8 protein-coding genes and 1 pseudogene are annotated in these 9,027 nt (G+C 41.5%); 5 read left to right on the top strand and 4 right to left on the bottom strand.

Annotation, left to right across the window (positions count from 1 at the left end; genetic code table 11):
- The 3 genes and pseudogenes from AAEZ18_RS17810 to AAEZ18_RS17800 form a co-directional block, all read left to right on the top strand.
- Positions 1-376, top strand: a pseudogene (locus tag AAEZ18_RS17810) (hypothetical protein); the annotation flags it as partial.
- Between the two features lie 290 nt (positions 377-666).
- Entirely contained in the window at positions 667-990 is a 324-nt protein-coding gene (locus AAEZ18_RS17805; RefSeq protein WP_086996891.1) for a helix-turn-helix domain-containing protein, read from the top strand.
- A complete protein-coding gene (locus tag AAEZ18_RS17800) occupies positions 974-1,156 on the top strand; it encodes a hypothetical protein (RefSeq protein ID WP_086996888.1) in 183 nt (60 codons plus the stop codon). The genes AAEZ18_RS17805 and AAEZ18_RS17800 overlap by 17 nt, the downstream gene beginning before the upstream one ends.
- 26 nt (positions 1,157-1,182) lie before the next feature.
- Here the strand turns inward: AAEZ18_RS17800 and AAEZ18_RS17795 are convergent, their stop codons facing one another.
- The 3 genes from AAEZ18_RS17795 to AAEZ18_RS17785 all read right to left on the bottom strand — a co-directional run bounded on the left by AAEZ18_RS17795 (position 1,183) and on the right by AAEZ18_RS17785 (position 3,856).
- Entirely contained in the window at positions 1,183-2,163 is a 981-nt protein-coding gene (locus tag AAEZ18_RS17795; RefSeq protein ID WP_086996885.1) for a YecA family protein, read from the bottom strand.
- A 209-nt stretch (positions 2,164-2,372) separates the two neighbouring features.
- Positions 2,373-3,323, bottom strand: coding sequence for a glutathione S-transferase family protein (locus tag AAEZ18_RS17790; RefSeq protein ID WP_089369054.1), 951 nt, complete (start codon positions 3,321-3,323; stop codon positions 2,373-2,375).
- A gap of 77 nt (positions 3,324-3,400) precedes the next feature.
- Positions 3,401-3,856 (bottom strand): DoxX family protein, encoded by a 456-nt coding sequence (locus tag AAEZ18_RS17785; protein ID WP_058374694.1) that lies wholly within the window; start codon positions 3,854-3,856, stop codon positions 3,401-3,403.
- Between the two features lie 144 nt (positions 3,857-4,000).
- On the opposite strand from AAEZ18_RS17785, the gene AAEZ18_RS17780 reads away from it, so the two are divergent.
- Positions 4,001-4,888 carry a LysR substrate-binding domain-containing protein gene (locus tag AAEZ18_RS17780; RefSeq protein ID WP_089369321.1) on the top strand — a complete coding sequence of 296 codons (888 nt, stop codon included), beginning with the start codon at positions 4,001-4,003 and terminating at the stop codon, positions 4,886-4,888.
- 91 nt (positions 4,889-4,979) lie between these two features.
- On the opposite strand, the gene AAEZ18_RS17775 is transcribed toward AAEZ18_RS17780, so the two are convergent.
- The gene (locus AAEZ18_RS17775; RefSeq protein WP_089369055.1) at positions 4,980-6,707 is read right to left on the bottom strand and encodes a potassium/proton antiporter; all 1,728 of its coding nucleotides are present in this window, start codon (positions 6,705-6,707) and stop codon (positions 4,980-4,982) included.
- A 588-nt stretch (positions 6,708-7,295) separates the two neighbouring features.
- Here AAEZ18_RS17775 and gshA point away from each other — a divergent pair.
- The gene (gene gshA, locus AAEZ18_RS17770; RefSeq protein ID WP_350546815.1) at positions 7,296-8,813 is read left to right on the top strand and encodes a glutamate--cysteine ligase; all 1,518 of its coding nucleotides are present in this window, start codon (positions 7,296-7,298) and stop codon (positions 8,811-8,813) included.
- Positions 8,814-9,027: the final 214 nt, after the last annotated feature.

Here is a 9,027-nt window from a genome sequence, read left to right as displayed (position 1 = left end):
GCGATACGCTATGAAACAGGAATCCCCCTCCTTTCCCGACTTGTCGGGCGCGAAGCGAGGTGGGGGAGGATGTCAAGATACGTATTATATTCAACAAGCTGGGCTTGCGAGTGCTTCTGGCGTAATGTCTTTGGTAAGTAAAGTTATTGCGGAAGACTTAACGCGTTACTCAAACCAACACGCTGAATTTATGAAAAGTCCGATTGCTGAACTGAAGTTTGGCTTAAGCTTACTACAAACCAATACATTATATGAAGAACGCTTTAACAAATATGTAGTACCTATGGTTTATGGGAATAATAGCCTTAATTGGCAGCAAGCATTTGATGTATTTAAGTTATATTGCAATCAAGTGTTAAATAACATAAAGCTTTAACTGCTGTCGCCAACGCGACATATAACTCAAATTTGCAATTTAAAAGCCCAAGCGCGAGGTAAACTCCTGCCTACAATTTAAAAGCTGCGCTTTTCGCGTCAGCAAGCTCAACGCCTACGGTAATCTATACTTTACTTAAGGGTCTAAAACTAATTCAAATGAGTCATAAGTAAACTTTAGGTTACTTATGGTTTCCTGCCTGATTAATTACAACTAAAAGTAAACTTAATTTGACTTTTAATAGCTGTATTCTAATATAAAGCATATAAGTAAACTGTAGTTGACCTTTAATGAGTAACCCCCCTGTAAAAAAAACACTTGGAAGAGTGGTTAAACACACTGAAATGCCTGATTTATCTAAGTCATTTTCGTCAGTGTTACTCGCTGAAGCGATCACTTCAAAGCGAACCGGTATGAAGCTTACGCTAGTTGATGTATCGCAAGCACTAAACATTTCGAAGCCTACGCTGATAAAAATAGAAAAAGGTGATGTTAATGTGCAGTTTTTTAATGTGCTTAAAGTGATGGAGTACTTGGGATTGTCGTTTAGCCTTGTTAGTGATGACGCGTCGCACCACAATAATAAAGAGGTGAACGATGAGCAGTGGTATTAAACAAAATAGGTTAGACGTGTTTATTGGTCATACGCAGAAGATAGGTGCGATAACTCTTGATATAGGCTCTGAAAATGAAATGTTAATTGATAGTGACCTGTTTTTAGATGTTGCCGTAAAAATCAGTAATGAGGCAATTAGCTATACTATTCGCCTCATTGTGTGAGGCGAATAATAATTGTATGTGTGGTACTAAATTGCAAACTGAAAGGTTTGCGTTAGCAATGGCTGTATATTGGCATTTCCCCTACGCTTTGGATCGATGCTAACAAATCCCCAAAATTCTAAAAAGCGATTGATGAATCGAGATTCAATCAGTCTGCCTAATAGCTCACTCGGACTTGAGTATTGAGACGCTGGAGCGTGACTAAGTAACGCTGGGAATGCGGTAATGACTTCGTCAATTAGTTGCTCGACCGAGGCATGTTTTTGTAGTCGCCACAGCATAAATAGCCAAAATGCGCGCAGATCCACGCTATCGGTAAAGCTGTCGAAGTAACGCCAATTGTATTGCATGATGGCGGCTTCGAGCATAGGGAGGTAAAAAGCATTAATCCCCTGGGTTTGATACAGCTTTTGCACCGATTTTTTAATATGAAAATGGCCACTTTTATAGTAAATAATACCGGCAACATCAGCCAAAGTACGCGTGTAGTGTAGGGCGTTAAACTTATCTTCGTTACTGCCTGCAAATTCACTAATACTGATATGGATGGGGTATTTAGAAACAGCAAAGTTAGGTAGTAGCTCAGAGGCTTGTTTGACTAATTTAGCAGGTAAATTGCCTTTAGCCGTTGCTTTAATTGAGCCGCCTTGTTGCATGGCTTCAGTAAAAATTAATGCTAAATAGCTCATCACTGGGCTACTTGATAAATCTGCTGGAGTATTAAAAGTAACTTTTGTTAATTCGTTGAACGGGGCATAGAGCCAATTAGATATTTGCGTTGGGCAAAGCCCGCAAAAATCACTATCGGCTTGGTTGTTTCGCGCAGCTATTGTTTGTTCTGCGACAAGGTTTAGCTCATCTAAACTTAACTCTGGATTCATGGCTAAAGTTTGCGTTATGTCATCAAATATTTGTGCATGCTGTTTAGTAGATACAGTGTTCATACAACAATGTTTGTGCTTTTTGCCACTGCCACATGGGCAGGGATCATTTCGTCCTAGTTTCATTTATTAGCTCGTTCTGCGCAATATGGGTTTAGTGTTACATCATTATATTTGTTAGTAAATAAAAGCTACGAGCAGAGGGCTAACTGGAAACTGACCGTGGATTGTTTTTTCTCTAAAGCGCAGCGCCTCATACCCTCTTTGTGAATTTTTTACTGGTTGTTTACTTACTTTAGAGCTTCGGCATAATTTTGCCGAAGCTCTAAGCCCGATTAATACCGGCGGTCGCGATCGTGCGGTTGCTCAAATTGTGTTTTAGGCCCTAGCGGTACTACGCCGGTGGGGTTAATAGTTTTGTGGCTGGCGTAGTAGTGTATTTTGGTGTATTCCAAGTCAACAGTGTCTTTAATGCCTGGTACTTGGTACAGCTCAGTGACATAGTTATATAGGTTAGGGTATTCGCTAATTTTTTGCTGATTACACTTAAAGTGGCCATGATACACAGCGTCAAAGCGCACTAAAGTAGTAAATAAGCGCCAATCGGCTTCGGTAATTTGCTCACCAACTAAGTAGCGCTGTGTAGCTAGGCGTTGCTCTAACCAGTCTAGGCTTTCGAATAATGCATGGTAAGCGCTGTTATAAGCACTTTGCGTGGTGGCAAAGCCTGCTTTATATACGCCGTTATTTACCGTGTTGTAAATGCGCTCGTTTACGCTGTCGATTTCTGCTTGTAGTGCTTGCGGGTAGTAGTCGTCGGTATTGCCGGTTAGCTCGTTAAACGCGGTATTTAAAATGCGCATGATGTTTGATGATTCGTTATTAACTATAGTATGGGTTTTTTTATCCCATAAAATAGGAATAGTGGCGCGGCCTTCGTAATTGGCATCGGCTTTTAAATACAATTGGTAGGCGTAATCTAGGTTATAAAGCGGATCGCCGTGCTCACCAAATTCCCAGCCATTTTCGAGCATTTCGGGCTTTACTACGCTAAGTGTAATTACGTTTTCGAGTTGCTTTAATTTACGCATTATCATGGTGCGGTGTGCCCATGGGCAAGCTAGCGACACATATAAATGGTAACGTCCCGCTTCGGGTTTAAATTTGCTATCGGCGGCGTTTGAAATTTGTTGGGTAAAGCGGCTTGCTTGGCGCTCAAACTTACCGCCAGATTTTTTGGTGTCGTACCATTGGTCAACCCATTTTCCGTCTACGATTAATCCCATTATTAACTCCTTAATGTGCTGTAAATGCATAAACACACACCGCATAGCTATGTGGTGTGTGTTTTAAATAACTAATATTACGCTTTGTTTAAGTTACGGTTAATTACGTTATCAAGTGAGAATTTACCGCCACCTTGGATAACTAAAGCCAGTGTGATTGCTAATAGCGCTAGGCCAAATTCGTAACCGTTGTTGCTCATAAATAAGCCGTTATCAATGTGAGTGGTAAATATAGCCACAACCATAGTAATAGCCAGTACAAAGCTAGCAGGTCTTGTTAGTAGACCAACAATTAAAAATAAGCCACCAAAAAATTCTGCACTACCTGCCATTAAGGCCATTAAAAACCCTGGTGCTAGGCCAATTGATTCCATCCATTGTCCTGTGCCTTCTAAGCCATAACCACCAAACCATGCAAATAATTTTTGTGCACCGTGAGCGGCAAAAATAATACCTGCAATAACGCGCAGTGGTACTGCAGCCAGTGATTGTTCAGTTTTAGTGATAACGTTAGCAATATTTTTAATAGTCATAATTTTTGCCCTTATTGATGTTAAGTAAGTATGTTTAATTGAGTATGTAGCCATTGTAGTTGTTGTTATGTAATTAAATAACGCCTATTATTTGCTTGATATGTTCAAATAATTTGAATAGTTGTTATTTGGATGAAAAAAACCATGAGTACACCTCCTATTAGTATTGAAGCGTTACTGGTGCTTGACGCTATTGAGCATCGTGGCAGTTATGCGGCAGCCGCAGAGCAATTAAATAAAGTACCTTCGGCGCTGTCCTACATAGTACAAAAACTAGAAGAGCAATTAAACGTGACTTTGTTTCAGCGTCAGGGGCGTCGTGCTGTGCTAACTCCTGCGGGCAAACATTTACTGACCGAGGGGCGCAAGTTGCTTACGGCGATTAATTCATTGTCGGAGCAAACACAAACAATTGCGAACGGCTGGGAGCCAAAAATTCGTATTGCTTTGGATTCTATTATTGATATAAAACCGATATTTACCAGTATAGAGCAGTTTTTAGTAGAGCATAAAAATATTGAAATAGATGTACAAGAACAGGTAATGAACGGCAGCTGGGAAGTGCTGATTGAAGATAAAGTTGATTTAGTTATTGGCGCGCCGTCGCCAGTGCCGAACCAAAAAGGCATTCGCGCGGTTAAAATAGATGAGTATCAAAGTGTACTTGTGGTAAATAGCACGCACCCGTTAGCAACGCAGCAGCAACCACTCGATATGAGTAGCCTTGCTCAGTACCGCAGTGTGATAGTACACGACTCTGCAGAGCAAGAAATTCCATGGTCGGCAAATATAATAGAGGGCACCCAGCGCTTTTTTGTTAGCTCTGTTGCGCAAAAAATTGCGGCTATTATTGCCGGTATAGGTATTGGTTATTTACCCAAGCGTTTAATTGAGCAGTATATAGGGTCGGGGCAGTTAGTGGAGGTAAAGCTAACCGAGCAACGACCTTGCCAAGATCTATTTATTGCCTGGAAAATAACTAATAAAGGTAAAGGGTTGCAACGACTTACCTCACTGTTACTACAACCTTAACGTTGCGCTTTTAAAGCTAACAGCCCTGTAAGGCTGTTAGCTAATAGCTGTAGTAAATGTAATTTACTACTTAAAAGCCATGGTAAGCTCTTTATTCTTCTAGGCTTTCATCTAGGGTAATTATAATACCAACGGTAATAATACGGTCGCCAACCATTTCACAAATAGTGAGTTTTACGTCATCAAGTTCAATAAAGTCATCTACCTTAGGTAAGCTGTTTAGCGAGGTTTTTAGTACTTGCTCTAGCGTATCGTTTGGTTCAGCAGCAATATGAATATCGTAAGAATAGGCTATGCTGGCTACGCTGGTATTGCCTTTAACTCTTAGCTCTTTTGCCGAAAGCTCGGTAATATCTTGATCAATCGTGCTTGAAAAAACACAGTCAACAAACTCGCGGGTATGCGGTTTTAGTACCATAAATAGCTGATCGTCTGCCTGTAATAACGTAGAGCCGCGCGGGGCAATAATATTATTATTACGACTGATCATTGCCATTACTGTGCTATCGGGTAGTGCTAATTGCGATAAACGACGGCCAACAGCGCGTGACATTTTGCCTATGGTGTATTCAACAATATCGGCGTCAACATCGCCTAAAGCAGTGATCTCTAACGTGGCTGCGGGAGTCACTGGCGGTGGTAAAGTAAGCTTTAGTTTGCGGGCCATTAAAGCAAGCGTTGAGCCTTGCAGTGTGGCTGAAATTAACACCACAAAAAATACTACGTTAAATATGAGTTCGGCGCCAGGCAGGCCAAACATAAGAGGAAATATTGCTAAAATAATAGGTACTGAGCCGCGTAGCCCAACCCAAGACACTAAGGTGATTTCACGCGCTTTAAAACCAAATAGCGCTAACACCGGAATAACCGCCAAAGGGCGAGCAATAAATATAAGCACTAATGCAATGATCAGTCCCTCAAACCACACATCTAATAACGAGGTTGGGTTTATTAATAAGCCCAACACCACGAACATGGTAATTTGACCTAACCAAGCTAACCCGTCGTGGAATAAAAACGTACTGCGCTGAAACACAAAACGGCTGTTGCCAATAACCACACCGGTAATAAATACCGCTAAAAACCCGCTACCACCAATGTTTGCGGTAATACCAAATGAGAGTAAACCACACGCAGCAACCAATACCGGATACAAACCGGTAGCAACTAATTGAATTTTATTAATTAATTTAACAGAGCTCCAACCCACGGCTAAGCCGACTAATGCGCCTAAGCCCATTTGTGATACAAACATGAGTAATAGGCCTGTGCCTAGCTTCATGTCGTTTACCAGAACCTCTAGTAAGCCTACGGTTAAAAATATTGCCATGGGGTCGTTTGAGGCACTTTCTATTTCGAGGGTGGCTTTTAGTTTGGTGTTTAAATGAATACCGGCATTACGCAGTAGCGCAAATACGGCTGCGGCATCGGTTGAGCCTACAATAGCGCCAAACAATAAGCCTTGTAGCAAAGGAATATCAAGCATGTATGCGGCAGCAACTCCAGTTACTGCGCTGGTAATTAGTACCCCAAGGGTGGCCAACACGGAGGCGGGTTTCCAGACTTTTTTTATCGCTTTTAAGGGCGTTTGCAAACCGCCATCAAATAATATCATTGCTAATGCGAGCGTACCTAAAGAATGCGCCGCTGCTGCATTGTCAAAAAATATGCCTCCGGGGCCATCTTCACCAGCGAGCATACCGACCATTAAAAACATTACCAGTACAGGCAAACCGAGACGAGCTGATAATTTACTGGATACAATACCCAGTAAAATTAATACCGCGGCTAACAATATTATTTGATCAATCAAAAACATATATTATTCTCATTTGTAGCTAAGGGCTGGGTTAGGTCGTTATTGTAAGTTATGCACTAGAGCATGGGATAGTAGTTACTCTGCTGCTAAGTATGAACTGGTTTTCATTTTTTAATAGGTAAAATAATAAGCGATAATAAACATGGGTTTGTTTACACAAAAATGTTTTTAGCTTTTGATATTGTAGCATTATTCTCATTAAATAGGGAGGGCCAGCGTTATAAATAGCAGGTATTAGTAATCTGCTAAAAACTTGCCAAGCTCGGTGTTAAAGGGCCATTTTTAGATGTCATTTTAGCTCGCGCTTTAGGTTTAATATTTACAGTGAGAGTTTTGGGTCAACTTAGCCGCTTTAGTTTTTAACCTTTTAGATTGCTTTTTAAATTTGCACTTCGCCTTTGGCACTATTACCACTTAGTAAAAGTCATTTACACAATGAGGGGATTATTTATTAATGCATAAGAAATATAATGCTCTACTTATTTTTACTAGCACAGTCATCGTATGCCTAGGTTAAGGCGCGAAAGCAGCACAAGTAAAAAGGATCAGGGAAACTTCCTGATTAACTGAATTATTACAGAGGTTTTTATGACGTTATCCCTAACTCCACGCCTAACACAGTTAGCCAATGCTGATTTGATCCAACCATTGGCACATATTAAAAGGGGTATCGAAAAGGAAGCTTTACGAGTAACTACAGATGGTTTGTTGGCACAAAACCCTCATCCTTATAATTTAGGCTCGGCGCTAACTCATCCTCATATCACTACAGATTACTCAGAGTCGTTATTGGAGTTTATTACCCCAGCAGTTGAAAGTATTGATGACACACTCGACTTTTTACAACAATTGCACCGTTATACTGCCACTGAACTAACCGCGCAAAATATATGGCCAGCAAGTATGCCGTGTGCGCTTCAAGGTAATGATAGTGTGCCTATTGCTCAATATGGTAGCTCGGTGCAAGGACAAATGAAGCACACTTATCGTCGTGGGCTAGATATGCGCTACGGGCGTATTATGCAAAGTATTGCGGGTATTCATTTTAATTTTTCATTACCGGATAGCTTTTGGCAGGGGTATCAAACTCTACAGGGTAACCAAGACTCGCTTGCTGATTTTCGTTCTGCTCAGTATTTTGCGCTGATCCGTAACTTTCGTCGCTATGGTTGGTTATTGCTTTATTTATTTGGTGCATCTCCTGCGTTAAGCCACTCGTTTGTTGATGGCCGCGCGCATCAGTTAGCCAGTTTGGGCAGCGATACGCTTTATATGCCTTATGCAACTTCGTTGCGAATGAGTGGTTTTGGCTATCAAAACGATGCCCAAGCGAGTTTAAATGTAAGTACCAATAACTTAGCTGAATATAGCCGCGATTTAACACAAGCGCTTCACACGCCACATGCACCTTATACGCGTATAGGGGTTGAGGTAAATGGTGAAAAGCGTCAGCTAAACGATAATATTTTACAAATTGAAAACGAATACTACAGCGATATTCGCCCTAAACGTGTTACTCACGCGGGTGAAACACCACTGCAGGCTATGAACGATCGCGGGGTTGAATACATAGAAGTACGTAATCTCGATATTAACCCCATGTTGGCGCTAGGTATTGATGACACTCAAATTCGCTTTTTAGATACATTTTTACTGTTTTGCTTATTACAAGATAGCCCAGAAATTGGCGAGCAAGAACAACAGCGCTTGGCACGCAATCATACCCGTGTGACCGAGCAGGGGCGATGCCCTGATTTACTGCTAGAAACTGCTAATGGTGATCTTAGCCGCAGTGCTTGGAGCGAACAGCTATTTGCAGAGCTAGATGCTATAGCAGAGTTACTTGATCAAGCTGGTAGCGGCTACAGTGAGGCGATACAACACTACAAGCCATTATTACAACAGCCAGAGCTAACTCCGTCGGGGCTTATGTTGACGCAGCTTGTCGCTAATAATCAGGATCACAGTGATTGGGTAGGGCAGCGCGCCACTGAGCTCACTGCACAATGGAAAAAAATGCCACTGAGCGCAGCACAAAGCGATTACTTTAAACAGCTTGTAAGCTCATCACACGCAGAGCAGCAAAAGTTAGAGGGTAAGGTTTAGCAAAAGAGCAGCTTTTAGGTGTCGGGCTTTAGCTTTTAGATAGATGATACGACCCCGATAAAGTAAACCGCACTAGGGTCGTATCAAGGTCAATACGCCCTATCAAGCTTGGTACTTGGATTTACTTGTAGGTGCGATTTTATCGAAATTTTCCGAGAAAACCCATTGATCGACGCGAAGCGGCGTCGATGGGATGAATCGGAATAGTTAGCCC

Origin of the sequence: Pseudoalteromonas sp. 19-MNA-CIBAN-0066 (assembly GCF_040308705.1) — a bacterium.
GTDB lineage: Bacteria > Pseudomonadota > Gammaproteobacteria > Enterobacterales > Alteromonadaceae > Pseudoalteromonas > Pseudoalteromonas nigrifaciens.
Note: the sequence above shows the minus strand (reverse complement) of the source record. Positions and strands in the feature narration are given on the sequence as shown.

Bases quoted from the DNA above. Each gene is read 5' to 3' on its own strand.
- AAEZ18_RS17775 (WP_089369055.1), bottom strand. From the start codon at position 6,707: ATGTTTTTGATTGATCAAATAATATTGTTAGCCGCGGTATTAATTTTA.
- AAEZ18_RS17795 (WP_086996885.1), bottom strand. From the start codon at position 2,163: ATGAAACTAGGACGAAATGATCCCTGCCCATGTGGCAGTGGCAAAAAG.
- AAEZ18_RS17790 (WP_089369054.1), bottom strand. From the start codon at position 3,323: ATGGGATTAATCGTAGACGGAAAATGGGTTGACCAATGGTACGACACC.
- AAEZ18_RS17800 (WP_086996888.1), top strand. From the start codon at position 974: ATGAGCAGTGGTATTAAACAAAATAGGTTAGACGTGTTTATTGGTCAT.
- AAEZ18_RS17785 (WP_058374694.1), bottom strand. From the start codon at position 3,856: ATGACTATTAAAAATATTGCTAACGTTATCACTAAAACTGAACAATCA.
- AAEZ18_RS17805 (WP_086996891.1), top strand. From the start codon at position 667: ATGAGTAACCCCCCTGTAAAAAAAACACTTGGAAGAGTGGTTAAACAC.
- AAEZ18_RS17780 (WP_089369321.1), top strand. From the start codon at position 4,001: ATGAGTACACCTCCTATTAGTATTGAAGCGTTACTGGTGCTTGACGCT.
- gshA (WP_350546815.1), top strand. From the start codon at position 7,296: ATGACGTTATCCCTAACTCCACGCCTAACACAGTTAGCCAATGCTGAT.